Here is a 26,847-nt window from a genome sequence, read left to right on the forward strand (position 1 = left end):
CAAAAATCAATCAATATGTATACATAAATATAAAAAATCAGATGAAATTATTGATTATTCGATAATTAAGTATAGAAAGTGCAACAACTGGGGCGGTTTCTGTACGTAAAACGCGTTCACCTATGCACCAATTGATAAAGCCAGCTTGGTTAGCACTTTCAATTTCTGCTTCACTTAAACCACCCTCTGGGCCAATGAGCAATGCGATATTTGGCGTTGCATTGGCTAAGACGTCTGTCTGGTCCTTGTTTGGAGCAAGTACGAGTTTAGTGTCTGGTAATTTAGAAGCAAGCCATTTGTCTAAACTAATGGGTGCAAGGATTTTTGGAACCACATTCAAACCGCATTGTTCACAAGCTGCAATCGCAATACCTTGCCAATGATCTAATTTTTTTTGGTCGCGGTCATACTTCAAACGCATTTCACAGCGTTCAGAAGTGAGCAATTGAATTTCAGAAACACCGAGTTCAACCGCTTTTTGAATCGCATAATCCATGCGATCGCCTTTACTCATGACTTGGCCAAGTAAGGCTGTAAAAGCAGGGGTACGGTTGGCAGGATTAAAAGCTGTTACAGCAACAGATGCTGATTTTTTAGCAACATCCGTTAATGTCACTTCGTATTCGCCACCTTGGCCATTAAAGAATGTGGCAGTTTCACCTGTTTGCGCGCGTAGCACTTTAACCCAGTGATGAAATACTGTTTCAGTCAGTTCGACAGTGGTATCAACATTTAGGTCTGCTTCAATAAAAAAACGAGGCATTTGGCTTTACTCTCAAAAGGTGAAATAAAAAGACTTCTGAATTACGGCTTATAACTATCTCAGTAAAGAAATAGGAAATTTTGTAAGGCTCAGAAGTCTAAAATGCTTAAGCCAGACCTAAGTCTTGCACAAGCTGGCGAGTTGGATCAGTGGTGTTCATGGTGTAGAAGTGCAGGCTTGGTGCACCACCTGCAATTAGGCGTTCGCAAAGTTTTACAATCACTTCATGACCAAAGGCTTTGATAGAATCGGTATCGTCGCCATAAGTTGCCAATTGCTTACGAATCCAACGTGGGATTTCTGCACCTGTACCATCAGCAAAGCGAATTAAGTTGCTTGCATTGGTAATAGGCATAATGCCTGGTGCTACAGGAATGTTCACGCCTTCTTTTTGAATGCGTTCTACGAAGTAGAAGTATGCATCTGGATTAAAGAAGAACTGTGTCAATGCTGCATTTGCACCAGCATTGGCTTTTTCGCAGAAACGTTTGATGTCTAAATCAAAGCTGTCTGCCTGCGGGTGCATTTCTGGGTACGCTGCCACTTCAATTTTGAAATGATCACCTGAATGTTCGCGAATGAAACGTACAAGATCAGTTGCATAAGGCAATTCGCCTAAGCCAACTTGGCCTGAAGGTAAGTCACCACGAAGCGCAACAATACGGTCAATGCCTTGTGATTTGTACAAATCTAGAAGTTCTGCAATACGTTCTTTGCTGTCACCAATACAAGAAAGGTGAGGAGCAACAGGTGTACCTTTGCCATTAAAATCGGCAAGGGTAGACAGTGTACGTTCACGCGTAGAACCGCCTGCACCATAGGTTACAGAGAAAAATTCAGGATTGAGTAACTGAAGTTCTTGATGAACAACTTTAAGTTTTTCCGCACCAGCATCAGTTTTGGTTGGGAAAAACTCAAAGGAAATAGGAATCTGTTTTGACATGTTCAAATCCTTTTTTATAAATACTGTTTGTTTACCCTCTCCCTGACCTCTCCCAAAGGGAGAGGAGTATTCATTACTGAATTTTGCAGGGTTAAACACCCAGCTTATTAAATTGATAGGATTTTAGTCCTGAATTCAATTTAACGAAGCTGTCACCCTCTCCCTTTGGGAGAGGGATGGGGTGAGGGGCAATTAATATTTATAAGCCTCAGCTTTGAACGGGCCTTCAACTTGAACACCTAGGTAATCAGCTTGTTCTTGAGTCAAAGTTGTCAATACGCCGCCGAAACCAGCAACCATTGCCGCAGCAACTTCTTCGTCTAATTTCTTAGGAATAAGTTCTACACGGATTGCAGCTTGTTTTTGATCTTCTGGAAGATCAGCAAATTTTTCAGCGAATAGGTGCATTTGACCCAATACTTGGTTAGCAAAAGAACCATCCATAATACGTGATGGGTGACCAGTTGCGTTACCAAGGTTCACCAAACGGCCTTCAGAAAGAAGGATTAAGTAATCGTTTTCGTTTTCTGTACGATACACTTGGTGAACTTGTGGCTTAACTTCAACCCACTTGTAACCGCGTAGGTAGTTTGTGTCGATTTCAGTATCGAAGTGACCGATGTTACAAACAACAGCACCAGCTTTTAATGAATCAAGCATTGCTGCGTCACATACGTGGTAGTTACCAGTAGTCGTTACGATCAAGTCAGTGTTTTGAAGAAGATCAAGGTTGATATCTTCTTTTTTGCCAGTTTGAACGCCGTTTTTGTACGGAGCAACAACTTCGTAACCGTCCATGCATGCTTGCATTGCGCAGATTGGGTCAACTTCAGTTACACGTACAATCATGCCTTCTTGACGAAGTGATTGAGCAGAACCTTTACCTACGTCGCCATAACCGATTACAAGCGCACGACGGCCAGATAAAAGCATATCTGTACCGCGTTTGATTGCATCATTTAGAGAGTGACGGCAGCCGTATTTGTTGTCGTTTTTAGACTTAGTTACAGAGTCGTTTACGTTGATTGCAGGAACTTTTAAAGTACCGTCGCGGTGCATTTCGTAAAGACGTTGAACACCTGTTGTAGTTTCTTCAGTAATACCGTGGATTTTAGCAATCACTTCAGGATATTTTTCGTGAACAAGTGCAGTTAAGTCACCGCCATCGTCCAGAATCATGTTGGCATCCCAAGGTGTGCCGTTTACGTTGATTTGCTGTTCTAAGCACCAAACGTATTCTTCTTCAGTTTCGCCTTTCCAAGCAAAAACTGGAATACCAGCAGCCGCGATTGCAGCAGCAGCGTGGTCTTGCGTAGAGAAGATGTTGCATGAAGTCCAGCGAACTTCTGCGCCTAATTCAACTAGAGTTTCAATTAAAACTGCAGTTTGAATTGTCATGTGGATACAGCCAAGGATTTTCGCGCCAGCAAGCGGTTTAGCTGCAGCATAGCGTTTACGAAGACCCATTAGCGCTGGCATTTCTGCTTCAGCAAGTTTGATTTCTTTACGGCCGTAGTCAGCTAGTGAAATGTCGGCAACTTTGTAATCTGTAAATGAAGCATTAACCGCGTTCATCACGATCTCCTTAATAAAAACAATTGATCATTATGTTCGCGGATGCCGTTGTTGATTGAAACGAATGTTCAACCGAATCGTCGAGCCTAGCGATCTTATATTTAGTGCCTATAAGAAAGTCGCAGCATCCCTCGACTAGCGAAGTATTGTACTTGGAAATAGAGTGAGTTCCAATCTTCAATTGGTTAATATCTGTCATATAAGTAAATTTCGAGATTGTACTATGATGGATAGCTTTAATTACCCTATCAAAGAATGGGGTGAAATTAAGGATGATTATAAAAATGGGAGTTTAATAATTGGCAATGGGGCTAGTGTTGCTCTGCATCAAAAATTTCGTTTTGATTCTTTAAAAGAAGAAGCTGAAAAATTAGAACTTTTTAATGCAGATATATCCAAACTTTTTAAGGAGTTTGATACAGATGATTTCGAGTTAGTTTTGAGATTAGTTTGGCATGCAAAGTTGGTAAATAATCATTTAGGTATACACGATACAAAAATTGATTCAGCTTATGAGAATATTAAAAATGCTCTAATCGAAGTTGTTAAAGAAGTTCATTGCGAACATGCACAAATATTTGATCATTTATCTGATCTTTATAAATTTACAAAGCAGTTTTCTACGATTGTTTCACTTAATTATGATTTGATTCTGTATTGGATACGTATGTATGGTAATGGGAGTAGCATCAACAATGATGGTCATATTTTTAAAGATTGCTTTATTGGATACGGCCAGTTTGATCATGATTGGGAAAAGTTTAAACAACCATACGGACGGCATCAAAAAGACGTCACGTTGACCTTTTACCAACATGGTAATTTATGTATCTTTAGAGATGCTAAAAATGCTGAGAATAAACTACAAAGAGATGAGTCTAAAAGTTTATTGGATGTTATTACATCGCAGTGGTGTGAAGACAAAATTCCATTATTTATAGCTGAAGGCACAGGGATTAAAAAATTAGAGTCAATAAAAAGTAGTCCATATTTGAGCACAATATTTTATGAAGTTTTACCAAGCTTAGTGGCTGAAAATAAAAATTTAGTTATTTATGGATGGGGCTTAGGTGAACAAGAGTCCCATTTAATCCAGCAAATTTTTAAACAAGGTACTGTAGGTAAAGTTGCTATCTCGACTTATTCTAAAGAGCAGAAAGAATGTCATCGGATTAATACATTAATTAAAGTAATAGCTCCTAAAATAGAAGTAGAATTTTTTGATAGTCAAAGTTCAGGTTGTTGGAATAATCCCTAAAATTAAAGTATTTGTATTAATATTAATATTAATATTAATTTTAGATAAATTTTGAGTTCCTTTCATGTCTTTGGAAATCCCAGAAGCACTTGCCAATTTAGAAGCCAATGGCGGTATCTATGCCGTATGGATGCTGCTGCAGCACTTAGGCCTAGATGCTGAAATAGATCAGCTGGTCAATGTGTGCGGCTATGATGCAGAGTATGGAACAAGTTCATTGGGTCTTGCCATTGGCTTAAAAAAGTTTGGCTATCAGATTCAATTTCATACTGATGAAGACTTAGAGCCAAGTGAAGAAGATCTAAAGGAATTGAACACAGCACAACAAATTCAATTGCCAATTTTACCTGCACTTAGCTATGCAGAAATCCAGCAAGCTTTTGAGCAAAAGCAATATGTGATTGTGTATTACGACACTTTAGAAGGTGAGGGCAATCACTCGTTGGTGTATGCAGTTGATGCCAATGAGATTAGTTTTTTTGACAGTTTTGAAGCAATGCCAGCAGCGTTATTTGAACAACAACGTGCAGTGGAAGGTATTTTTAGACAAGCCATTGTTGTTGATGCTTAATGTAAGAGTGCAAAAAATTACAGCCCATTATGATGGGCTGTATTGCTTATTGCTCAGTATTTTTGCTTTCAGCAAGCTGTGCTTGTTGATCCCAAAAATCAGCTTGTTCTTCATTGGCATCAATACCTAAGCCATTTGCATAGATAAAAGATAAATCGCGCATGGCTTGTACATCGCCTAATTTGGCTGCTTGTTCAACCAGTTCAATAGACTTGCTCACGTCTTTTTCAGTGGCATCACCACGGCGGTAATAGCCTGCTAACTCAAAAATAGCGGCAGCATGTTTATCTTTGCTGGCCTGAGTTAACCAATTAAAACCATATTCAAAGTATTTTTTAGACTCTTCTGGGTCTTCTTCGCGTAATTCTTTAGCATAAACTGTATAGCCTTCACCCAGCCAATACATTGCTTCAGTTAAGCCCAATTGTGCTGCTCTGAGTGCCCATTCTTCAGCCAGATCAATATCGTCTTCATGTTCGCTGTGCATATAGGCTTCGGCTAGCTCAAATTGAGCTTCAGCATTACCAGCAGATGCACGATTAATTAAAGCAATAGGGGGAGTAATACGCTGCGACATAAGGCAACCTCAAAAATAAACCTGCCTAGATTAAAGTGATTGGCTCAGAAAAGCGAATTTTAGCCATAAAAAAAAGCGATCCGAAGATCGCTTTTTTAGAAGTGATGCTTAGCTTTCTTGTTGAATGCCAGCAACCAACCAATCTTGTGTAGAACCAGCAGGTTTAACAAAATGCCAAATTTCTGCAAATGGTTGTGGAAGGCTGTTTAAGTCTTCGCTCACAGTACCTGTAAAGCGAACGCTTACAACGTATTGGCCATTTTCAGTTGCAGAATCAGTCACCATTGCATTTAAGTTAGAAAACTCAGCAACGTCTTGATCTTGGTTAGCCATAATATCTTGATACATTGACTGGTAAAGATCAGGAGTTAAATAACGCTGAATTTCTGAAATATTGCTCGCCGTATTCATAGACTGAATATGGTTAAAGCGTTGGCGTGCAATACGTAAGAATGCTGCAGGCTCAGTACCATCAGGCAACTGACTACCAGAATTCGTGTATGCGCCACCTGCAAAAGGTGCGTTATTTACAGGTGCAGATGGTGTTGAACCGCCCACTGATTGACCAAAAATATTGGTGTTATCACCGCCACGAGGCGCATTAGGTGCTTGACCAAATGGTGCTGTATTACCAGCACCACCATTGTTAGGTGCGTATGGGTTGTTAGTAGCTAGTTTTTTTTTTGCGCCCATCTTACGGAAAATGAAGAAGGCAACAGCAGCAGCTAGTAAGATCCAAATCCAGCTTGGAAGACCACCTTTTTCTTCTTCAGCTGGTGCAGCAGCTTGCTGCTGAGCTTCCGAAGTTGCATGAGTGTTCTTGTCATCTGCTAATGCATTGGCTGCTACCGCACCAATTGCAGCACCAGCTACACCAGCAGCAACCATACCGCCAACGCCTGAACCAGATTTAGCAGGCGCAGTTGCAGGAGCAACTGGCTGTTGAGCTGGAGTAGCTTGACGAGGCTGTTGGTAAGACTGAGTTGGTGCTGCTTGACGAGACATACCATGGCTTTTACCACCACCAGCACGTTTCGCTTCAGCTGTTAAAGGCGCTACTAATAAAGCAGCCGTTAATAAACCCGCAATCAAACCACGCTGTCGAACTTCCATTGAGTTTTCCTATAAAAAATAAAAAGAAATAGATTCTTCTTATTTATGCAGTCATTTGCGCTGAATTTCAATATCTAAATCGTATTTTTAATTAAAAAATATACAAGCAAACATCACTTGGATTAGCTGAGCTCTTCACTTAAGTTCATCGCCTCTGTTAAAGCTTCGTGTAAACGGGCGACAGAAATGATTTGTACGCCTGCAATCGATTTTTGTGGCGCATTGCCCCGAGGCACAATAATGTATTTAAATCCATGTTTAATCGCTTCTTTTAAGCGCTCTTGACCATTGGGCACAGGGCGAATTTCACCAGATAACCCGACTTCACCAAAAACAGCTAGCTGTTGTGGTAAGGCCTTACCGCGAATACTGGATGCACAGGCAAGTAGGACTGCTAAATCAGAACCTGTTTCGGTAATTTTTAAGCCACCCACGATGTTTACATAGACATCTTGGCCTGAGGTTTGTACGCCACCATGTCGGTGCATAACAGCAAGGAGCATATTTAAGCGGTTTTGTTCTAAGCCCAAAGCCACGCGACGTGGTTGCCCATGCGCATCATCCACTAAGGCCTGAACCTCCACTAATAGTGGGCGTGTACCTTCACGGCTAATCATCACAATCGAGCCTGGAATGGCTTCGTCATAACGACTTAAAAAAATAGCAGAAGGGTTAGATACTTCGCGTAGGCCTTTATCGGTCATGCCAAACACGCCCAGTTCATTGACCGCTCCAAAACGGTTTTTAACCGCACGAATCATACGAAAGCGAGAGTCTGCTTGTCCTTCAAAATACAATACACAATCGACCATGTGTTCTAATACGCGAGGGCCTGCTAATGAGCCTTCTTTGGTCACGTGACCCACAATAAACAACGCCGTGCCACTATTTTTGGCAAAGCGTGTGAGTAAAGCTGCCGACTCACGAATTTGTGAAACACCGCCAGGTGCAGATTGTAAGGTTTCGGTATACAGCGTTTGAATTGAGTCTAAAATGGCTACAGCAGGACGTTCATGTGCCAGTACTTCGCAAATACGCTCAACACAGGTTTCGGCCATAACCTTTAATTGATCCGTGGGCAAATCGAGTCGATTAGCACGTAGCGCAACTTGAGAAAGTGATTCCTCACCTGTGACATAGAGTGCTGGGCTATTGGCAGATGCCATGTGCGTGGCGGTTTGTAATAAAATGGTAGATTTACCAATACCAGGGTCACCACCAATCAGTACCACTGAACCTGTGACTAAACCGCCACCCAATACACGGTCAAATTCGCCTATGCCAGTTGCCAGACGTGTTTCATTGGACACTGAAATCTTATTGAGTGTGGTAATACTGGCAGCTTGGCCTGCATAACCACCGCCCATTTTCGGCTGTGCGCGATGGCTGACAGCAGGTGCAATGCTGACTTCATTTAAACAATTCCATTCCCCACAATCGCTACATTGGCCTGACCATTTAGGATGGTCTGCACCACATTGTTCGCAACGATAAACACTTTTTGCTTTTGCCATAACCCAAGTCGAAAGCTGTTGTCATTGTGCAAGAGCATAACCATGAATAAGTTGGAACGCTATGGATTCGAATGAAAATTGGCTGTTTCCAGTCAATCTGTGTCGCATAAGTGCTTGCTCATTAGCATGAATTGCATTTCAGGCTCTATAATAGATGCTTAAATTACTCAAAATGGATCACTGCAATGCCAATGCTAATACAACATATCGATGCGATTGCGCGTGAAAAAAAACGTGATGTGCTTTTTTTACATTTTGAAAATTACATTGAAGATAAAGATTTAGAAGACAATGCGCGTAATGTTGTTTTGGCATGGTTAGATGAACATGGAATTGCATATACACCATGTATGGGCATTGAGGATGAAAGTCTCATTGATGGCTATTTAGGAGATGTTTATTTAGAGCTTCCATTTGATGAGCAAGATCCACAATATCAATTGGTGCAACAGCATCTTGAAGATGAAGAGGGTAATATGAAAATTGAAGATGTCTTCTTTTTTGTATTATCGCTGGAAGTGGCTTTAGAAATTGAAGCTGATCGTCAAGAGTCAGCTGACTTAGAAAATCAGTTTGAAGATGAAGACCAAGATTCTACGGCACGTGGTCGTTTAAGTTAAGGTTTACCATTGAGTATTTATTTGGATGCTCATAGACACATTAAAAAAGCCACACAAATGTGTGGCTTTTTGAGTGGTAGACTTTGTTTTAGTACAGTTCACCGTTTTTACGACGTTCAATAAAGTCTTTGGATTCTTTCACAATAATGCCCGAAAGGAGTAACAGTGCGAGACAGTTTGGTGCAGCCATAAGTCCATTAAAGGTATCTGCAAATAACCAAACCAAATCAAGGGTCACGACACAGCCTACAAAGACAGATGCGATATAAATAAGACGATAAATTAAGATGGATTTATCACCCAATAAATAAGTACAGCATTTTTCGCCATAGTAGCTCCAACCTAAAATCGTTGAATAGGCGAAGAAAATAATACCAAAGGTCACCACCCAGCCACCAAAACCTGGTAGGAGTTTGTCAAATACACTAATCGTGAGGACAGCACCGGTTTGATCGCCAAACGAATTGCCAGCCATAATAAAGCCCATGACTAAAACAATACCAGTGATTGAGCACACAACAATTGTATCGAGGAATGTACCTGTCATAGATACAAGACCTTGGCGTGCAGGATGATCAGTTTGTGCTGCTGCTGCCGCAATGGGCGCAGAACCCATACCTGCTTCATTTGAGAATACACCGCGTGCAACACCATAGCGAATTGCAGCACCGATTGCGCCACCTGCGGCCGCTTCACCTGTAAATGCATAAGTAAAGATCAATTTTAGTGCAGGGACAACCAGCTCTAGGTTGTTCACAATAATGATGAGACCGCCTAACACATAGCCTATCGCCATGACAGGAACAATCACCGAAGACGCTTTTGAAATTGATTTAATACCACCTAAAATGACCAAGGCAGAGAAAGCAGTAATGATAATCGCTGTGGTAAGTGTACTAATGCCTAAGCTCTTTTCAACCGCTAATGCCACAGTGTTAGATTGCACGGAACTGCCAATACCAAAGGATGCCAAGGTACCAAACAGCGCAAAAAGTACTGCCAGCCATTTCCATTTAGCGCCTAGTCCACGCTCGATGTAATACATCGGGCCACCAGACATTTCACCTTTTTCATTTTTTATACGAAATTTAACTGCCAATACGCCTTCGCCGTATTTAGTGGCCATACCAAATAGCGCGGTCATCCACATCCAAAATACAGCACCAGGGCCACCAAGTACGCAGGCTGTAGCAACACCTGCAATATTACCCGTACCAATCGTGGCTGAAAGGGCCGTCATGAGCGAGGCAAATTGACTAATATCACCTTCATGTTTTTTGGGATGTTTACCAAAGACTTGTTTGAAAGCCAATGGCAACATACGGAATTGCCAAAATAATAAGCGGAATGTGAGGAACACACCTGTACCGACAATCAATACGAGCATGTAAGGACCCCAGACTAATCCGCTTAGGGTCTCCATAAAATTTTGTAAGTTTTGCATATTTTTCTTATCCATCCCATCTAGGTTATTTAAGCTTGCATTAAGCAAGTGCTATGCCAGTTAGTCGAAACTTCCAGTGTTTAATTCCTTTTTGAGGCAAGGAGGTTTTTTTATTACTCATGTTTTCAAGTTTTTATATTGATGTATGCGTTGATGTCACTACTTATATTTAGTGTAATATTTATACTTTGTATATAAGAAAAATAAATTAAATACAGCAATTAATCCGAAAATACAGATCAAGCGAAAATAATTTTGTATTTTTTTAATCAATTAAGTTAATTTGTGCCGATTGGACAGCAAAATTGAATCAAGAATGAATCACCAAAATAATAGTTCGCCAGCTGAAAATGGCGATCTGCAACGTAGTCTGTCTAACCGACATCTCCAATTAATTGCAATTGGTGGCGCGATTGGTACGGGCTTATTCATGGGCTCTGGTAAAACAATTAGTTTGGCAGGTCCATCTATACTGGTGATCTATATGATCATTGGTTTCATGGTCTTTTTGGTCATGCGAGCATTAGGTGAACTTTTGTTATCTAACTTGCAGTACAAGTCATTTATTGACTTTGCAACGGATTTGATTGGCCCGTGGGCGGGTTATTTTGTCGGTTGGACCTACTGGCTGTGTTGGATTACGATAGGTATCGCCGATCTTTCTGCAATTATTTACTATTTGCAGTTTTTTAATGGAGGTAACCCATTTTCGCCTGAAGAAGGGGTGCTCATTAGTATTGCCGCCATTGTGTTTATTATGGGACTAAACTTAGTCACCGTTAAGCTATTTGGTGAGTTAGAGTTTTGGTTTGCACTCATCAAAATTTTAGCCATTGTGGTGCTGATTGGCGTCGGTTTGTGGATGATTTTTACCGGATTTACTTCAACAGCTGGTGAAATTGCTTCATTTACGCACTTATGGTCACATGGTGGATTATTCCCAACAGGGGTCACAGGGTTCTTAGCAGGCTTCCAAATTGCTATTTTTGCATTTGTGGGGGTTGAATTGGTGGGTACGACTGCTGCTGAAACCAAAGATCCTGAGCATAATTTACCTAAAGCGGTTAACTCGATTCCAATCCGTATTATTATTTTCTATGTATTGGCTTTGGTGATCGTGATGTCTGTAACACCTTGGAACAAGATTGATCCAAGCATTTCGCCTTTCGTAAATTTATTTAGCCAAGCGGGTATTGCTGCAGCTGCCATTATTATGAACTTGGTGGTCTTGTCATCGGTGATGTCATCGATGAACAGTGGCGTATTTTCAACTTCGCGTATGTTGTTTGGTTTGTCTCGTGAAGAGCAAGGGCCAAAAGCTTTTGGTAAATTGAATAAACGCGCTGTACCTGCAAATGCATTGTATTTCTCTGCAGTTTGTTTGTTATTGGGTGCTGCACTTCAGTACTTTGTTCCGAATACGGTTGAAGCCTTTACATTGGCAACTACACTTTCAACAGTCTTGTTTATTTGTGTGTGGCTGATGATTATCTGGAGCTATATTGTGTACTACAAAACACGTCCAGAGCTTCATGCCAAATCAACATTTAAATTGCCTGGTGGTTTGTATACGTGTTGGTTGGTTATCGCCTTCTTTATCGGCATGATTTATGTATTGTCAATGGAAGCAGACACCATGAAAGCCTTGATGGTGAGCCCAATCTGGTTTGTCATTTTGGTCATTGGTTATTTTGGTTTTTATAAGAAAAAGCAAAAATAAGTATCTGTGTTAAAAAAACTGTCCACATTGGGCAGTTTTTTTATGACTATAATTGACAAAGTCATACGTATCGAACCTGAAAAAGACTGAAGAATAAAAGATCGAATTGTGATGCGAGTCTGATGATTATTTTTAAGATTTAAAGACGCTACGCGTTAAGCTCTATTTTAATTGCAGTGCTATTGCTTACAATGCACAGTAAAATTAAAGAAGAACTTGTGCCAAAGCAAATCAAAGTTGCCTAATTTTGAATCAGAGTCAGGATCAGCTTATTGAGAAATCGTGGGCTTTTCTTTTATCCGTGTGTTGATCACGTTATACTCGGAAAAAATATTTTTAGGTACGCGTATGAACCGTGTTATGAGTTGCAAGGTGGTGATGCTTTTCTTGGGCAGTTTACTTTTGACTGCTTGTGGCCAGTCGGGCGCATTACATTTGCCAGGCGATGCGAACGCTGACAAACGTGCAAAATATTTACTGTATTCAGATCAGAATACAGAAAAAAAAGCTGAGGACGTGCATGAGCAACAGGCACCAGCTCAGTAGTCTGCAGAGACCGAAGCCAGAGCTTCAAAAACTACATCTGATTTGATTTAAGCAAGGATACTTTCATGAGTTTCACCCGCATCAATGGGGTTTTGCATGCTGAGCAATGTTCATTACAAGCGCTCGCAGTGCAATACGGCACACCACTATATGTCTATTCTAAAGCGGCTTTTGAAAAGCATTATTTAGATATGGATCGTGCATTTAGCTTTATCGACCATCAAATTTGTTTTGCGGTGAAGTCTAACTCCAACATTGCGGTTTTGAATGTATTGGCCAAGCTTGGTGCAGGTTTTGATATTGTGACCGGTGGCGAATTGGCTCGTGTACTCAAAGCGGGTGGCGATGCATCTAAAATTGTATTTTCTGGTTTAGGTAAAACTGAAGCAGATATTCAAAAAGCACTTGAAGTTGGCATTGCATGTTTTAATGTTGAATCTTATGCAGAGTTGGATCGTATTCAAAATGTCGCAGCGAAACTTGGCAAAAAAGCGCCGATTTCATTACGCGTGAATCCAGATGTTGATGCTAAAACACATCCATATATCTCGACGGGCTTAAAAGAAAATAAATTTGGCATTCCATCAGACAGCGTATATGAAACTTATCAATATGCTGCTTCATTACCGAATTTAGATGTTGTGGGTATTGATTGTCATATTGGCTCGCAGTTAACTGAAACGCAGCCATTTGTTGATGCTTTAGACCGCATCATGATCATGATTGATCATTTAAAAACTTTAGGTATTCATCTTCAGCATATCGATATTGGCGGTGGCTTGGGCGTGACGTATAAAGATGAAACGCCACCTTCTGTAGAAGAATATGCCAATGCCATGAAACCTGCTTTAGAAAAGCTTGGTATGAAAGTCTATATGGAACCGGGTCGTAGTATTTCTGCCAATGCAGGTACATTATTAACCAAAGTTGATTTGCTTAAACCAACCAATCACCGCAATTTTGCCATTATTGACGCTGCAATGAATGACTTAATCCGTCCTGCGCTTTATGAAGCATGGATGGACATTCAAGCAGTTACACCAAATCCTCAAGCTGAAACAAAAACTTGGGATGTGGTGGGTGCAATTTGTGAAACTGGCGATTTCTTAGGTAAAGAGCGCGAATTAGCCATTCAAGAAAATGATGTGCTCGCAGTATTGGGCGCAGGCGCATACGGTTTTGTGATGAGTTCGAACTACAATAGCCGTGGTCGTGCAGCTGAAGTGATGGTCGATGGTGCGCAATCACACTTAGTTCGTGAACGCGAAACAATAGAATCGTTATGGGAACGTGAACGTCTTTTGCCTTAAGGAGTGATTCGAGATGTTAGTAGAATTTACCAAAATGCATGGCTTGGGCAATGACTTTCTGGTTTTAGATTTAATTAGCCAACGTGTTTATCTAGATGCACTAACGATTCAGCGTTTAGCGGATCGTCACTTTGGTATTGGTTTTGATCAATTGTTGATTGTAGAACCACCAGATGTACCAAATGCAGATTTTAAATACCGTATCTTTAACGCAGATGGTTCTGAAGTAGAGCAATGCGGTAATGGGGTACGTTGTTTTGCACGTTTTGTACACGAGCGCCAATTGACCACAAAAACCAAAATTAAAGTGCAAACTAAGGCGGGTATTGTTGAACCTGAATTAGGCGAAAATGGTTGGGTTCGTGTGAACATGGGCTATCCAAAATTCTTGCCACAAGAAATTCCATTTTTGGCAGACGAGCCTGAAAACTTGTATGACATTGCATTAGCCAACGATGAAAAGTTGACAATTGATGTGGTGAATATGGGTAATCCGCATGCGGTGACCATAGTTCCTGATGTGATTACAGCTGATGTGCCACGTATTGGTCCACAAGTTGAATCTCATGAGCGTTTCCCACAACGTGTAAATGCTGGTTTTATGCAAATCATTGATGAAAAGCATGCGCGTTTGCGTGTGTTTGAACGTGGTGTAGGTGAAACTTTAGCTTGTGGTACAGGTGCATGTGCAGCTGCTGTATCGGGTATGCGCCGTGGTTTACTTTCAAGCAAAGTCGAAATTGAATTGGCTGGCGGTAAGCTACAAATTGAATGGAAAGAAGGCGATGTAGTTTGGATGACAGGTCCGACTGCGACCGTTTACGAAGGCCGTTTAGATTTGCGATATTTCCAAGCTTAAGCCAAAACCAGGCTAAATATGGAAAACGAAAAAAGCACTTTCAAATGAAGGTGCTTTTTTATGGGTAAAAATCAGCTATGCTGTTTCTAATCAGATATTTTTCATCAATTAAAAACTATGCAACTGATCTTTTTACCAGGCGCATCGGGTAGCACAGCTTTTTGGCAACCTGTCCAGCAACGGCTGGCTAAGCGCACATTTGGTAATTTTACATCTCAAAAAGTGATTGCATACCCTTCATTCGGCATGCAACCTTCGCATGCAGATGTCTATGATTTTGCAAGTTTGACTCAATACGTATTAGAACAAATTGAGCAGGAATGCATTGTTATTGCGCAGTCAATGGGGGGTATTTTTGCAGTGCAAGCAGCATTGCAAAAACCGCACTTGGTGAAAGGCTTAGTTTTACTGGCAACCTCTGGTGGAGTGAACTTAGCGCCTTTTCAGGCGCAAGATTGGCGTAGTGCTTATCAACAACAATATTTAAACTATCCAGATTGGTTCTGTACAGCAAGTATTGATTACAGCCCGCAATTACAGACCATTTTACAGCCTGTCTTATTGCTGTGGGGAGATCAGGACCCCGTGAGCCCTATCGCGGTGGGCACTTATTTACAGTCCGCCTTTGCCAAAGCGGAACTTCACATTGTAGAAGGTGGTGATCATCTGTTTGCAGAAAAATATCCAGATCAAACCGCGACGTTTATTGCTCATTATTTAGCTCAGTGGGAGTGCTGAAGAATGTTAGAAGGATTTGAGCCACAAGTATTGCTATCTATGTGGTTAAAGGAACGAAAAATCCAAAATCAATCGGAACATACTTTGCACGCTTATGAACGCGATGTCAGTGATTTTTTGGCATTTTGTGCGACGCGAAACCTCAACTTAAATGATATTGAAAGTGCAGATTTACGTGAGTTTTTAGGTTCTAAAGTTGAACATCAACAACTGAGTTCGAGTAGTTTACAACGCATATTATCGGCTGTACGCCAGTTTATGAAGTGGGCTGAGCAGGGGCAATATATGGCCTTTAACCCAGCAGATGATTTTCAGCTCAAACGACAGTCTCGTCCATTGCCCGGTTTAGTCGATATAGAAACGGTCAATCAAATTTTAGATCAGCCTGCACCAGCTTCAGAAGCACAACAGCAGATGTGGCTCAGAGATAAAGCGATTTTAGAGCTTTTATATTCCAGTGGATTACGCTTAGCAGAAGTACAGTCTTTAAGAATTAAGGATGTTGATTTTAATCGACAGTTACTGCGCATTACAGGTAAGGGCAATAAAACGCGTGTAGTTCCTTTTGGAGTGAAAGCCAAAGATGCCGTTATGCAGTGGCTACAAATTTATCCGCTGTGGCATGGGGACTTTGTCCCAGAAGCAAATGTTTTTATTACCCAAAAGGGAAACCCACTTGGTGCGCGTCAAATTGAAAATCGCGTGAAGCTACAAGCGCAACGTGCAGGGGTGAATATTGATCTCCATCCGCATTTGTTAAGACATTGTTTTGCCAGTCATATGCTGTCGAATAGTCGAGATTTACGCGCCGTACAAGAAATGTTGGGGCATAGTAATTTAACCACAACTCAAATTTATACCCATGTGGATTTTGATCATTTGGCACAAGTTTATGATCAGGCGCACCCCAGAGCACAATTGAAAAAGTAAGACAAAATAAAAAGAAGGCATGGCCTTCTTTTTATTTTGTGCTTGTTATAAGGCAGATGAGTCCGCCCAATATTTATAAAGCAGGCGTATGTACGGGTGTTTGGCGTACTGGGTTAATTTGTTCAAATGCTGTTGCTATTTTAAATAGTGTAGGCTCATCAAATTCACGTGCAATAAATTCAATATTGACGTTCATTGGATATTGGCTGGTACTCGCAACCACTTGTGCTGCAGGCATTGAAAGTGCAGGGAAGCCACTAAATGGGCTCAGGCGATTATTGGTCCCCGCCGATGGGCTACGGCCTAAATTTGGCGCCAAAGCATGCATGGTTGGATAAGCAAGCGCATCATAGCTGGTCCCTGTAAGTTGTCCCGTTGCATCGGTATGATCTAAGGCTTTATTTAAACTACCACGGACATGTGGTGCACGTACGACGGTGTTCAGGTGATAACCCTCAATAAATGATTGCGCCGTACTGTCACGGTCATAGTTATTAAAACTTGAAATCATTAAGCCACTGTTTTGCAAATCGGTATAAGACTGAAAAATACTTCGTGTGGTTTTTAAATAGTCAGTAAGTGAAATTTTAAACTCATAAGAAGACAAACTTGAATAAGTGCTAAGAATCGTAGATAAATCATCTATTGTTACTTCCTCAACAATGGCACCCGCTGCGGTTAATTTGGCAACTGCTTGATCCATTGCTTGATTAATTAATTGGCCGTCCTCAGTGAATACGCCCGCATTATTCGGCTGAGCATATAGTGCACGGACTAAGCCAATACGTTTTCCTTGTAAGTTATTATCTGCTGTAGGCACGTAGCTTGTTGGTACTGAAAACAAGGTTTTATATTCGCTTTCAGTGCTTAATAATGGTGCTAAACGGTCAAAATCATTGCGTTGATTTGAAGATGCTGAATGATCAAAACCCGTCATGCTATCCATTAAAATGGCACAGTCGACGGCTTTACGACACATCGGGCCAGCCGTATCTTGTGTTGGTGCAAGAGGAATGATGCCATCTTGACTAACTAGACGTAGTGAAGGACGCAAACCAACAAGGCCTTGTAATGATGATGGAATACGAATTGAGCCACCTGTATCTGTTCCAATACCAATCAGGGCTAAGCTTGCATTAATGGCAGCACCTGTACCTGCGGATGAACCCCCTGGGCCTTTGCTCAGATCGTAAGCATTTTTGGTCTGTCCACCATTTTTATGGCTAGAGCTACCACCAAACCCAAAGGCAAACTCATCTAAATTGGCTTTACCTAAAATAATGCCACCATGATCTTTAATATTTTTAATAATGTATGCATCGTCTTGTGGGAAATTATCAATCAGTGCTTTAGAACCAGCTGTATTGGCCATGTTGATGGCATCAATGTTGTCTTTAGGCAATACTGTCACACAGTGTAAAGCACCTTTCAGTTTACCTGTACTGGCATAGTAATCATCTAAGTCTTTGGCATCTTTCAGTGCTGTAGGATTAACAGAAATGATGCTGTTTAATGTTGGTCCTTGTTTGTCATAGGCCTGAATACGATCCAAATAGCTTTGCACGATTTGAACGCACGTTGCACCTTTGGTTTGAATCGATTGATGCACATCAGCAATACTGGCTTCAACAGGATTAAAGGGTACTGGCTGGATTGTTTCAGAAGCTGAATTGCTATCTTTTGAGTCATTACATGCGGTTAGAAAACCTGAAAGAGAGATTAGTAAAATTGTTTTTTTAAAACCCAACATGAAGCCTACCCCAGAAATGTATGTTTGTAGACTTTCTAATGCAATGCTTGTGCCATGTATGGTTTTGATTATTCTTGTTTTTAGTGTTTGATTTAAAATTTTAGAATAAAAAGTATCAGCATTTATCGAGAATTTAATGCTTTAAAAGTGACATAAAAATAGAAGATTCACAGCAATTTTTGAATTTTTCGTTTCTATATTAAATTTTTAAGCGCTGTATATAATTATTTATGTATTTAAATTCAATTTGTTATGTTTGTTTTCTACTTTAAAATGACTTAAATTGATCTTTTGTACTAATGTAGAATAATAAATAGTCACTTTTTCAAGTATAAAAATAGCGTATAACTGCTAGATGAATAGAGATGGATAAAACATCGTCGCAATCGTATGGCGAACTCAATGAAAATCATATAGAAAATGCATTTCTTAAGCACCCATGCAATATAAAGAATTTGATTTAAAAACTAGGCAGAAACAATGATTTCCAATCTTCAAGAAAAATATAACCAGCTTAGCCCAGCGCAGAAAGATATCTTTATCGGCTATGGTTTACGACAAATTAAACATTTTGTTGAAATTAGCTTGCCTAAAATAGAAGCGGCATTGCCCGAAGGTGCGAAGGTACAAGGCATTAATGCTGAAGGTAAAGTTTTGGCTTATCATGAGGCAAGCCAACAATATTATGTTTGGATTTCAGATCTACAATGGCAAATTTATACCAAACCGACTGTTGCTGTAGACCTAAAAGAAGATGCAATTGCTGTTTGGCAGATTTTTAATTTAAAAGACCACGAGCTTATTAATTTAAGCCATATTCATCGAGACTTTTTAGACAATCAGTCTGCAGATAAAGAGTAATGAGACAAGCGAAAGAGAGATCATCAATTCATCCTGATTGTTGATCTCTTTTATGTTGAATGATGACTCACGTAAATAAGACATGGGCAGACGGATAAATCTTTTAAGACTTATAAATCTTCTAAAGGTAATTGGTAGCTCTGTTTCACGATTTGACTTGGAACATCCGTTTTTACGCTGGTAATGCCATTTTTTTTGGTCAAATGCGTTGATTGAAACTTACGGTAACTTTCTAAGTCTGGCACCACGACTTTTAGCATGGCATCGCACTCACCTAAAATAATATAGCACTCCATGACTTGGGGTAGCTCTTTCATTGCTTCGATAAATAAATCGATTGTTTCGGCATCTTGGCCAACCAACCAAATTCGAGAAAATAATAACAATTGAAAACCAATCCGCTGTGGGTCTACCACTGTGGTATAGCTTTGAATTACGCCAGCTTCTTCTAATAACTTTACACGTCTTAAGCAAGATGAAGGTGAAAGCCCAATGGCTTTGGCCAATTCATTGTTTTGCATGCGACCATTACTTTGAAGCGAGTGAATGATATTTTTATCAATACGATCCAGCTTTACTAGAATAGACTTGGAAGAAATTTTCATAAAATAGAATATAATTCTAAAAATAAGTAATTTATTAGAATATTTGAAATCATATTTTAGCGCAATTCGAAGATACTATTTTTTCCATCAGTACAGCGATAGGAAAAGGAAAATGTCTGTATTAGTACTCTTTGCTTTAACGGTTACACCGCTAATTTTTACACCAGGGCCAGATATGCTATTTGTTCTGTCTCAAGTGATGGGTAAGGATGCAAAAGCAGGCATGATGGCAACTCTAGGGATTTGCTCGGGCTATTTGGTGCATTCCATTTTGGTCGCATTAGGCTTAGCAGCTATTATTGTATCGTTCCCAATTTTGTTTGAAACTATTCGTTGGCTGGGGATTGCTTACTTAATTTATCTGGCTGTGACCTTGTTAAAGTCGGTCTTTAGTAAAAATGCGATCCATATTGAAAATAAAAGCACTAGTTCACCGATTAAGAAGGGCTTTTTTACGGCATTGCTTAATCCCAAAGGCATGTTGATTTATTTTGCAATTCTGCCTCAGTTTATAGATAAAGCAGGCAATACAGTTGCTCAAGGCCTATTACTTTCATTGGTATTTATTGGGTTGATCTTTATCGTGTACTGCGCCTTGAGTTTGGTTTTTGCAAAAATTAGCGCAAAAACCCATATTGATGAACGCAAACAAAAATGGATTGATGGTACATCTGGCGGTCTATTGGGATTGGCAGCAATTTGGCTAATTTCAAATTAAAAATACATAAGCACTAGAACCAGTTAAGTACTTTAAAGAAGCTCGTTTTATCTAAACGGGCTTTTTTTTATGATTTGAATCATGGTGTATTTTGGGTTTTGAGTCACAGCCACAAGAATGGAAGCTAAAAAATAGGACATCTGATTTATTGTTAAATTGTATAAAAAATAAGATGAAAAACTATTCTGTCTTAAATGACATAATCCCGATTACAAGCAATCTGCGCATTTAAGCGAGCCATATTGAGTGGATAAACATCTAAAAACAGATCGATCAAAACTTTTGATGATGTAAATCAGGTAAAAACATAATATAAATCAATGGTTAAAAAAATAACAAAAACTTTATGAAAAACAGTCCAATTCAAGTGCGATATAAAAATGTGAACCATTAGTTCAAGGAAATTTACGCATTTTTACAGGTCTTTCGATAATTGTGACTTGACCGAAATGCCATACACATTGCAAGATAGGGCACCTAAAAAATTTTAAGTGAAGAGTTATTATAACTTTTCATAACATTTACATTTGCTAAAACAGCCGAGGATTACATGAAGGCTCTTGTTGCTGTAAAACGTGTGGTTGATGCCAACGTTAAAGTTCGCGTTAAACCGGACAATAGTGGGGTTGACCTTACTAACGTTAAAATGTCTATCAACCCATTCTGTGAAATCGCAGTGGAAGAAGCGGTTCGTTTAAAAGAAAAAGGAACTGTTTCAGAAATCGTTGTTGTTTCTATTGGTCCTAAAGAAGCTCAAGAACAAATTCGTTCTTCTATGGCTCTTGGTGCTGACCGCGGTATTCTAGTTGAAGCTGATGATAGCCAACTAGGTGCGCTTGAAGTTGCAAAAATCCTTAAAGGCGTAGTAGACGCTGAACAACCTCAATTGATTCTTCTTGGTAAACAAGCAATTGATGACGACTCTAACCAAGTTGGTCAAATGTTGGGTGCTTTACTTGGCGCAGGTCAAGGTACTTTTGCTTCAGAAGTTAAAGTTGAAGGCGACAAAGTACAAGTGACTCGTGAAATCGACGGTGGTTTACAAACTGTTGAGCTTTCTCTTCCAGCAATCATCACAACTGACTTACGTTTGAATGAACCACGTTATGCGGCTCTTCCAAACATCATGAAAGCGCGTAAAAAACCGCTTGATACTAAGTCACCAGCTGATTATGGCGTTTCTCCAGCAACTAAGCTTAAAACTGTTAAAGTTGAAGCTCCTGCTGAACGTAAAGCTGGCGTACAAGTGAAATCTGTAGATGAGCTTGTAGAAAAATTGAAAAACGAAGCGAAAGTGATCTAATACAGAAGGATAAAATCATGAGTATTTTAGTTATCGCTGAGCACGACAACAAAGCACTTAACGGTGCAACTTTAAACGTTGTTGCTGCGGCGCAAAAAATCGGTGGTGATATCACTGTATTGGTAGCTGGTTCTGGCGCGCAAGCAGTTGCAGACCAAGCAACTAAAGTTGCGGGTGTAAGCAAAGTATTACTTGCTGATGACGCGGCTTATGCTAATCAATTGGCTGAAAACGTTGCTAAATTAGTTGCTTCAATCGGTGCGGGTTATTCTCACATCCTTGCTGCTTCTACGACAACGGGCAAAAACGTACTTCCACGTGCGGCTGCGCTTCTTGACGTAAGCATGATCACTGACATCATTGCTGTTGAAGGTCCTAAAACTTTCAAACGTCCTATCTATGCAGGCAACGCGATTGCAACTGTAGAATCTGGTGAATCAGTTGTAGTTGCAACTGTTCGTGGTACTGCATTTGATGCTGTTGCTGCTGAAGGTGGTTCTGCTGCTGTTGAAGCTGCTGCTTCAACTGGCGACGCTGGTATCTCTAAGTTCGTTTCTGAAGAAATCGTGAAATCAGAACGTCCAGAATTAACAGCTGCTCGCATTGTTGTATCTGGTGGTCGCGGTGTTGGTTCAGGTGAAAACTATCACGCTGTACTTGACCCATTAGCTGACAAGCTAGGCGCTGCTCAAGGTGCTTCACGTGCTGCGGTTGACGCTGGTTTCGTACCAAACGACATGCAAGTAGGTCAAACAGGTAAAATCGTTGCGCCTGAATTGTATATCGCTGTAGGTATCTCTGGTGCGATTCAGCACTTGGCAGGTATGAAAGAATCTAAAGTGATTGTTGCGATCAACAAAGATGAAGAAGCGCCAATTAACGCAGTAGCTGACTACTGGTTAGTAGGTGATTTGAACACTGTAGTTCCAGAATTAGTATCTAAAATCTAATTTCTGAACTTAGTTCAAAAAACGCTCTTATGCATCATGCATAAGGGCGTTTTTTATTGGATTTAGATTTTGTGTAAGTTTTTATGGTGTAGATATGGAAGTGTTTTTAAAAGCTACGTAGATGAGAAAATACGCATGCTGAGGGTATTTAATTACCCCAAAATAAACTTTGTCATGCCTAGTAAAAGTAATCTGGTATAGCGTCCAAATAGAGCGCATAGCTTAATGATGTTACTTCGGCGTATGCTAGCCTTAAGGTGATCTAGTTCACGCTAAATGCATGTAGAAGATTTAAAAAGAATAAGCCGTTGAAGAGGCGATTACAGAATAATTATAGATGGATGAAGTGATTAAAATACAGCTGTTAAATATTTGTGAAAATGCTGAAAATACACACAAAAAATCATAGTTATAGATCGTAATCTTTGACGCAAAAACGATGCTATTTGTGCTATAATGGCCGACTGAATTTTTAATATTGGTTCGGTTTTTTTGAACCAATTTTTAGCTGATTTTACGATATATAAATGCGGGCAGAATTCTGCTTGTATAACAAGGAGTATGCATGAGCGTATCGGAAATTAGACCGATTGCCATTGAGGATGAGCTGAAAAGTTCATATCTCGATTATGCGATGAGCGTGATTGTATCTCGTGCATTGCCTGATGTACGTGATGGTCTAAAACCAGTTCATCGTCGTGTGCTGTTCGCAATGCACGAATTGGGCAATGATTACAACAAAGCATACAAAAAGTCTGCCCGTGTTGTTGGTGACGTGATCGGTAAATATCACCCGCATGGTGATTATGCTGTATACGAAACAATTGTTCGTATGGCACAAGACTTTAGTCTGCGCTACCAATTGGTCGATGGCCAAGGTAACTTTGGTTCTGTCGATGGTGACAGTGCCGCTGCAATGCGTTATACCGAAGTTCGTATGCGTAAATTAACGCATGAGCTTTTGGCTGACTTAGAAAAAGATACCGTTGAATGGGAAGATAACTACGACGGTTCTGAACGTATTCCTCAAGTAATGCCTACTCGTGTACCTAATCTACTCATTAATGGTGTAGCGGGTATTGCAGTAGGTATGGCGACCAATATGGCGCCACACAATATGACGGAAGTGATTAATGCATGTTTGGCTTATGCCAACGACCCACAAATCTCAATTGAAGGTTTGATGGAGCATATCTCTGGTCCAGATTTCCCTACGGGTGGCATCATCTACGGTAAATCAGGTATTGTTGATGCTTATCGTACAGGTAAAGGCCGTTTACATATTCGTGGTAAATACCACATTGAAGAAGATGCAAAAACGAGTCGTAATACCATCGTATTTACAGAAATTCCTTATCAGGTCAACAAAGCGAAAACGATTGAACGTATTGCTGAGTTGGTTAAAGAGAAAAAACTGGAAGGTATTTCTGAGCTTCGTGATGAGTCAGACAAAGACGGTATGCGTATCGCCATTGACTTAAAGCGTGGTGAAAACGCTGAAGTTGTGGTGAATAACCTATTCCAAAACACACAGCTTGAGAACTCATTTAGCATCAACATGGTTTGCCTAGACAATGGCCAGCCAAAGTTGATGAATCTAAAAGATATTATTGCAGCCTTTATTCGTCACCGCCAAGAAGTGGTTACACGTCGTACCATGTACGAACTACGCAAAGCGCGTGAACGTGGTCATATCTTAGAAGGTTTAACTGTTGCGCTTGCTAACATTGACGCAATTATTGAAACCATTAAAACCTCTGCGAACCCTGCAGAAGCACGTGAGCGCTTGCAAGCGGGTGAATGGGCAGGTGGCGGTGTTGTTGCATTGCTTGAAAAAGCAGGTGCAGTATCTGTACGTCCAGACGAAATTGAAGGTGAAGATCCAAGCCGTCCATTTGGGTTGACTGGCGATATTTATCGCTTATCTCCAACGCAAGTGGGTGCGATTCTAGAGCTTCGTTTACATCGTTTAACTGGTCTAGAGCAAGATAAATTACAAGCTGAATATTCTGAAATTCTTTCTCAAATTGCTGAATACACTGCAATTTTAAATGATTTCAACTTATTGATGAATGTGATTAAAGAAGAGCTTGCGCTGATTTTGCAACAGTATGGCGATGCGCGTCGTACTGAGATTGTAGAGTCACGTATTGACTTCTCTCGTGAAGATTTAATTCCTGAAGAGCAAATGGTACTGACTGTTTCTCAATCAGGTTATGCAAAAACACAGCCATTATCTGATTATGCTGCACAGCGTCGTGGTGGTCGTGGTAAGTCTGCAACTTCAATGAAAGAAGATGACTACATTCAGCATCTGATTGTGACATCAAGCCATGCAACAGTGCTTTGCTTCACGAACGTAGGTAAGGTTTACCGTTTACGTGTGTTTGAAGTGCCTCAAGCATCTCGCGGTGCCAAAGGCCGTCCAATGGTGAATTTATTGCCACTGGATGACAATGAGACAATTACAGCGATTCTTCCTGTGATTGATGCGCCGAAGAAATTCAAAGAGCGTTTAGCTGATTTCCGCACGTTTGTGAAAGCAAATAAAGCACAATTGCAGCAAAATGAAATTATTGCGAATCACTATGATGCACTAGAAGCTGCTTTTGCAGAGATTGCAGATGGTGATGACCTAACGGATGCATTGCGTGTTCAATTGAAAGAATTAGGTGTAGAGCTTTCTACAACTGATTTGGACGATGAAATTGTTGCTGAATTTGCAGAACTTGCTGAAAACTTGCGTAAAAACTTCTACGTATTTATGGCAACTGAATTTGGTACGATTAAACGTGTTGAATTAGACCAGTTCTCAAATGTACGTTCAAATGGTTTACGTGCGCTTGAGTTGGTCGAAGGCGATACCTTAATTGGTGTAGCGATTACGGATGGCGAACAGCAAATTATGTTGTTCTCGAATGAAGGTAAGGCGATTCGTTTTGCTGAAACTGATGTTCGTGCCATGGGCCGTTCAGCCAAAGGTGTACGCGGTATGCGTGTAACAATTGGCGCTGCACAATCTGAAGAAGCAGAAGAAGCAGATGTAGATTCTGATGATGAAGATTCAGATGCTAACTTCTTGAGCCGTATTGTATCGCTTGTGGTTGTACCAGAAACTGGCGAAGTGCTTTGTGCCTCTGCAAATGGTTATGGTAAACGTACTCCTGTAGATGACTTCCCAACCAAGAAACGTGGTGGTAAGGGTGTTATTGCCATTAAAACTTCTGACCGTAATGGTGAGTTAGTGGGTGCTGTTGCGATTGATGCATCGAAAGAATTGATGTTGATTTCTGATGGTGGCACATTGGTTCGTACACGTGCCTCTGAAGTTGCACAAACAGGTCGTAACGCACAAGGTGTTCGCTTAATCCGTTTGGGTGACAACGAAACATTGGTGGGTGTTGAAGCTATTGAAGCTGTAGAAGAAGATGAAATTTTAGAAGAAGTTTCAGCGATTGATGCAGAACAATTGGTAGATGACTCAACTATTATGGATCAAACTGAAACTGAATCAGACGATTTAAATGAGCCTGAAGAAGACTAAGTCATGATCTTAAAAGAGGGCGCTACGGCGTCCTTTTTTATTTCTAAACTTAAATAATATGGTCATAATGATGTATATACTACAGACCTGAAATGTGGAAAAGCGTGGATATGAAGGCAAAAATAGTTTTACTCGGTTGTGCAGTTGTAATGTCGGGTTGTGGTCAAATTGGAAAAACCCCCATCGCTGATCCAAGTGCGGAACAAGCTCAAGTTGCGCAAGCGGTATATGATCAATTGCGCGAAGGCAACCTTGAAAAACTATATCCTTACTTCGAGCCTGAACTGAAAGCCAAGTTTATGCAAAATGAAAAAGAGCTACGTAAGTTTACGCGTACAATTCCAAAGCAAGACTACACACGTAAAAATATTGTTTCTAAGCACATTGAAACATCAACAGACAAGCCATCTTTATACACGGTGACCTATGAATATGGTTACAGTAATAAAAACCTCGTACAGTACGATGTGAGTTTTGATAAACCCGCTGGAAGTAGCAAAATTCGTAATTTGAATCTGTCAGTATTTGGTGAATCAACTAAATAATCTGAGTATATTTAATTAGATCTGATTAAAAAGGGCGCATAAGCGTTCTTTTTTATATACGGGCTTTTGTGGCAACCTAAAGTAAGTCGA

The 26,847-nt window shown here is 40.3% G+C and carries 24 protein-coding genes; 15 read left to right on the forward strand and 9 right to left on the reverse strand.

Annotation, left to right across the window (positions count from 1 at the left end):
- Positions 1-37: 37 nt before the first annotated feature.
- From HYG93_RS06425 to ahcY, 3 genes are all read right to left on the reverse strand, one after another.
- Entirely contained in the window at positions 38-763 is a 726-nt protein-coding gene (locus HYG93_RS06425) for a 16S rRNA (uracil(1498)-N(3))-methyltransferase (RefSeq protein WP_120364499.1), read from the reverse strand.
- Between the two features lie 106 nt (positions 764-869).
- Positions 870-1,706: a methylenetetrahydrofolate reductase [NAD(P)H] gene (gene metF, locus HYG93_RS06430; RefSeq protein ID WP_121531150.1), complete on the reverse strand. Its 837-nt coding sequence runs from the start codon at positions 1,704-1,706 to the stop codon at positions 870-872.
- A gap of 192 nt (positions 1,707-1,898) precedes the next feature.
- The gene (ahcY, locus tag HYG93_RS06435) at positions 1,899-3,281 is read right to left on the reverse strand and encodes an adenosylhomocysteinase (RefSeq protein ID WP_106986419.1); all 1,383 of its coding nucleotides are present in this window, start codon (positions 3,279-3,281) and stop codon (positions 1,899-1,901) included.
- A 223-nt stretch (positions 3,282-3,504) separates the two neighbouring features.
- Between ahcY and HYG93_RS06440 the strand changes: the two genes are divergently transcribed.
- On the forward strand, positions 3,505-4,539 hold the full coding sequence (locus tag HYG93_RS06440; RefSeq protein ID WP_227865869.1) for a DUF4917 family protein: 1,035 nt from the start codon (positions 3,505-3,507) through the stop codon (positions 4,537-4,539).
- A gap of 64 nt (positions 4,540-4,603) precedes the next feature.
- A complete protein-coding gene (locus HYG93_RS06445) occupies positions 4,604-5,110 on the forward strand; it encodes a peptidase C39 (RefSeq protein WP_106986418.1) in 507 nt (168 codons plus the stop codon).
- A 46-nt stretch (positions 5,111-5,156) separates the two neighbouring features.
- Here HYG93_RS06445 and HYG93_RS06450 read toward each other — a convergent pair whose 3' ends face one another.
- From HYG93_RS06450 to radA, 3 genes are all read right to left on the reverse strand, one after another.
- A complete protein-coding gene (locus tag HYG93_RS06450; protein WP_106986417.1) occupies positions 5,157-5,687 on the reverse strand; it encodes a tetratricopeptide repeat protein in 531 nt (176 codons plus the stop codon).
- Between the two features lie 108 nt (positions 5,688-5,795).
- Positions 5,796-6,800 carry a Tim44 domain-containing protein gene (locus HYG93_RS06455; RefSeq protein WP_178962082.1) on the reverse strand — a complete coding sequence of 335 codons (1,005 nt, stop codon included), beginning with the start codon at positions 6,798-6,800 and terminating at the stop codon, positions 5,796-5,798.
- A gap of 122 nt (positions 6,801-6,922) precedes the next feature.
- The gene (gene radA, locus HYG93_RS06460; protein ID WP_106986415.1) at positions 6,923-8,314 is read right to left on the reverse strand and encodes a DNA repair protein RadA; all 1,392 of its coding nucleotides are present in this window, start codon (positions 8,312-8,314) and stop codon (positions 6,923-6,925) included.
- 185 nt (positions 8,315-8,499) lie between these two features.
- Between radA and HYG93_RS06465 the strand changes: the two genes are divergently transcribed.
- Positions 8,500-8,934 (forward strand): hypothetical protein, encoded by a 435-nt coding sequence (locus HYG93_RS06465; protein ID WP_106986414.1) that lies wholly within the window; start codon positions 8,500-8,502, stop codon positions 8,932-8,934.
- A gap of 88 nt (positions 8,935-9,022) precedes the next feature.
- Here HYG93_RS06465 and HYG93_RS06470 read toward each other — a convergent pair whose 3' ends face one another.
- A complete protein-coding gene (locus tag HYG93_RS06470) occupies positions 9,023-10,378 on the reverse strand; it encodes a sodium:alanine symporter family protein (RefSeq protein WP_106986439.1) in 1,356 nt (451 codons plus the stop codon).
- Between the two features lie 316 nt (positions 10,379-10,694).
- On the opposite strand from HYG93_RS06470, the gene HYG93_RS06475 reads away from it, so the two are divergent.
- The 6 genes from HYG93_RS06475 (at position 10,695) to xerA (ending at position 16,481) form a co-directional block, all read left to right on the forward strand.
- Positions 10,695-12,098 (forward strand): amino acid permease, encoded by a 1,404-nt coding sequence (locus tag HYG93_RS06475; RefSeq protein ID WP_117006518.1) that lies wholly within the window; start codon positions 10,695-10,697, stop codon positions 12,096-12,098.
- A 360-nt stretch (positions 12,099-12,458) separates the two neighbouring features.
- A complete protein-coding gene (locus HYG93_RS06480) occupies positions 12,459-12,644 on the forward strand; it encodes a lipoprotein (protein WP_117007538.1) in 186 nt (61 codons plus the stop codon).
- A gap of 65 nt (positions 12,645-12,709) precedes the next feature.
- Positions 12,710-13,954, forward strand: coding sequence for a diaminopimelate decarboxylase (gene lysA / locus HYG93_RS06485; protein ID WP_120364505.1), 1,245 nt, complete (start codon positions 12,710-12,712; stop codon positions 13,952-13,954).
- Between the two features lie 13 nt (positions 13,955-13,967).
- Positions 13,968-14,813, forward strand: coding sequence for a diaminopimelate epimerase (dapF, locus tag HYG93_RS06490; protein ID WP_121531160.1), 846 nt, complete (start codon positions 13,968-13,970; stop codon positions 14,811-14,813).
- Positions 14,814-14,930: 117 nt separating this feature from the next.
- Entirely contained in the window at positions 14,931-15,551 is a 621-nt protein-coding gene (locus HYG93_RS06495) for an alpha/beta fold hydrolase (protein ID WP_178962083.1), read from the forward strand.
- Positions 15,552-15,554: 3 nt separating this feature from the next.
- Positions 15,555-16,481, forward strand: a complete 927-nt coding sequence (gene xerA / locus HYG93_RS06500) for a site-specific tyrosine recombinase/integron integrase (protein WP_117007475.1) — start codon at positions 15,555-15,557, stop codon at positions 16,479-16,481.
- Between the two features lie 73 nt (positions 16,482-16,554).
- Here the strand turns inward: xerA and HYG93_RS06505 are convergent, their stop codons facing one another.
- Positions 16,555-18,231, reverse strand: a complete 1,677-nt coding sequence (locus HYG93_RS06505) for an amidase (protein WP_117007476.1) — start codon at positions 18,229-18,231, stop codon at positions 16,555-16,557.
- A 480-nt stretch (positions 18,232-18,711) separates the two neighbouring features.
- On the opposite strand from HYG93_RS06505, the gene HYG93_RS06510 reads away from it, so the two are divergent.
- Positions 18,712-19,092 (forward strand): hypothetical protein, encoded by a 381-nt coding sequence (locus HYG93_RS06510; protein ID WP_120364510.1) that lies wholly within the window; start codon positions 18,712-18,714, stop codon positions 19,090-19,092.
- A gap of 110 nt (positions 19,093-19,202) precedes the next feature.
- Here HYG93_RS06510 and HYG93_RS06515 read toward each other — a convergent pair whose 3' ends face one another.
- Positions 19,203-19,697 (reverse strand): Lrp/AsnC family transcriptional regulator, encoded by a 495-nt coding sequence (locus HYG93_RS06515; RefSeq protein WP_106985687.1) that lies wholly within the window; start codon positions 19,695-19,697, stop codon positions 19,203-19,205.
- Between the two features lie 112 nt (positions 19,698-19,809).
- On the opposite strand from HYG93_RS06515, the gene HYG93_RS06520 reads away from it, so the two are divergent.
- From HYG93_RS06520 to HYG93_RS06540, 5 genes are all read left to right on the forward strand, one after another.
- Positions 19,810-20,415, forward strand: a complete 606-nt coding sequence (locus HYG93_RS06520) for a LysE family translocator (RefSeq protein ID WP_120364511.1) — start codon at positions 19,810-19,812, stop codon at positions 20,413-20,415.
- 550 nt (positions 20,416-20,965) lie between these two features.
- Entirely contained in the window at positions 20,966-21,718 is a 753-nt protein-coding gene (locus HYG93_RS06525; protein ID WP_106985685.1) for an electron transfer flavoprotein subunit beta/FixA family protein, read from the forward strand.
- 17 nt (positions 21,719-21,735) lie between these two features.
- Positions 21,736-22,668 (forward strand): FAD-binding protein, encoded by a 933-nt coding sequence (locus tag HYG93_RS06530; protein WP_178962084.1) that lies wholly within the window; start codon positions 21,736-21,738, stop codon positions 22,666-22,668.
- A 565-nt stretch (positions 22,669-23,233) separates the two neighbouring features.
- A complete protein-coding gene (gene gyrA, locus HYG93_RS06535; RefSeq protein ID WP_106985683.1) occupies positions 23,234-26,212 on the forward strand; it encodes a DNA gyrase subunit A in 2,979 nt (992 codons plus the stop codon).
- 110 nt (positions 26,213-26,322) lie between these two features.
- On the forward strand, positions 26,323-26,757 hold the full coding sequence (locus tag HYG93_RS06540) for a DUF3887 domain-containing protein (RefSeq protein WP_120367257.1): 435 nt from the start codon (positions 26,323-26,325) through the stop codon (positions 26,755-26,757).
- Positions 26,758-26,847: the final 90 nt, after the last annotated feature.

This window comes from Acinetobacter sp. SwsAc6 (assembly GCF_013391565.1).
GTDB classification, from domain to species: domain Bacteria; phylum Pseudomonadota; class Gammaproteobacteria; order Pseudomonadales; family Moraxellaceae; genus Acinetobacter; species Acinetobacter cumulans.

Excerpts from the sequence above, each read along its gene's own strand:
- HYG93_RS06440 (WP_227865869.1), top strand. The coding sequence starts at position 3,505 with ATGATGGATAGCTTTAATTACCCTATCAAAGAATGGGGTGAAATTAAG.
- HYG93_RS06505 (WP_117007476.1), bottom strand. The coding sequence starts at position 18,231 with ATGTTGGGTTTTAAAAAAACAATTTTACTAATCTCTCTTTCAGGTTTT.
- HYG93_RS06525 (WP_106985685.1), top strand. The coding sequence starts at position 20,966 with ATGAAGGCTCTTGTTGCTGTAAAACGTGTGGTTGATGCCAACGTTAAA.
- metF (WP_121531150.1), bottom strand. The coding sequence starts at position 1,706 with ATGTCAAAACAGATTCCTATTTCCTTTGAGTTTTTCCCAACCAAAACT.
- HYG93_RS06480 (WP_117007538.1), top strand. The coding sequence starts at position 12,459 with ATGAGTTGCAAGGTGGTGATGCTTTTCTTGGGCAGTTTACTTTTGACT.
- HYG93_RS06510 (WP_120364510.1), top strand. The coding sequence starts at position 18,712 with ATGATTTCCAATCTTCAAGAAAAATATAACCAGCTTAGCCCAGCGCAG.
- HYG93_RS06450 (WP_106986417.1), bottom strand. The coding sequence starts at position 5,687 with ATGTCGCAGCGTATTACTCCCCCTATTGCTTTAATTAATCGTGCATCT.
- xerA (WP_117007475.1), top strand. The coding sequence starts at position 15,555 with ATGTTAGAAGGATTTGAGCCACAAGTATTGCTATCTATGTGGTTAAAG.
- HYG93_RS06455 (WP_178962082.1), bottom strand. The coding sequence starts at position 6,800 with ATGGAAGTTCGACAGCGTGGTTTGATTGCGGGTTTATTAACGGCTGCT.
- radA (WP_106986415.1), bottom strand. The coding sequence starts at position 8,314 with ATGGCAAAAGCAAAAAGTGTTTATCGTTGCGAACAATGTGGTGCAGAC.
- HYG93_RS06520 (WP_120364511.1), top strand. The coding sequence starts at position 19,810 with ATGTCTGTATTAGTACTCTTTGCTTTAACGGTTACACCGCTAATTTTT.
- ahcY (WP_106986419.1), bottom strand. The coding sequence starts at position 3,281 with ATGAACGCGGTTAATGCTTCATTTACAGATTACAAAGTTGCCGACATT.
- HYG93_RS06495 (WP_178962083.1), top strand. The coding sequence starts at position 14,931 with ATGCAACTGATCTTTTTACCAGGCGCATCGGGTAGCACAGCTTTTTGG.
- HYG93_RS06425 (WP_120364499.1), bottom strand. The coding sequence starts at position 763 with ATGCCTCGTTTTTTTATTGAAGCAGACCTAAATGTTGATACCACTGTC.
- HYG93_RS06530 (WP_178962084.1), top strand. The coding sequence starts at position 21,736 with ATGAGTATTTTAGTTATCGCTGAGCACGACAACAAAGCACTTAACGGT.
- HYG93_RS06515 (WP_106985687.1), bottom strand. The coding sequence starts at position 19,697 with ATGAAAATTTCTTCCAAGTCTATTCTAGTAAAGCTGGATCGTATTGAT.
- HYG93_RS06470 (WP_106986439.1), bottom strand. The coding sequence starts at position 10,378 with ATGCAAAACTTACAAAATTTTATGGAGACCCTAAGCGGATTAGTCTGG.
- HYG93_RS06540 (WP_120367257.1), top strand. The coding sequence starts at position 26,323 with ATGAAGGCAAAAATAGTTTTACTCGGTTGTGCAGTTGTAATGTCGGGT.
- dapF (WP_121531160.1), top strand. The coding sequence starts at position 13,968 with ATGTTAGTAGAATTTACCAAAATGCATGGCTTGGGCAATGACTTTCTG.
- lysA (WP_120364505.1), top strand. The coding sequence starts at position 12,710 with ATGAGTTTCACCCGCATCAATGGGGTTTTGCATGCTGAGCAATGTTCA.
- HYG93_RS06465 (WP_106986414.1), top strand. The coding sequence starts at position 8,500 with ATGCCAATGCTAATACAACATATCGATGCGATTGCGCGTGAAAAAAAA.
- HYG93_RS06475 (WP_117006518.1), top strand. The coding sequence starts at position 10,695 with ATGAATCACCAAAATAATAGTTCGCCAGCTGAAAATGGCGATCTGCAA.
- gyrA (WP_106985683.1), top strand. The coding sequence starts at position 23,234 with ATGAGCGTATCGGAAATTAGACCGATTGCCATTGAGGATGAGCTGAAA.
- HYG93_RS06445 (WP_106986418.1), top strand. The coding sequence starts at position 4,604 with ATGTCTTTGGAAATCCCAGAAGCACTTGCCAATTTAGAAGCCAATGGC.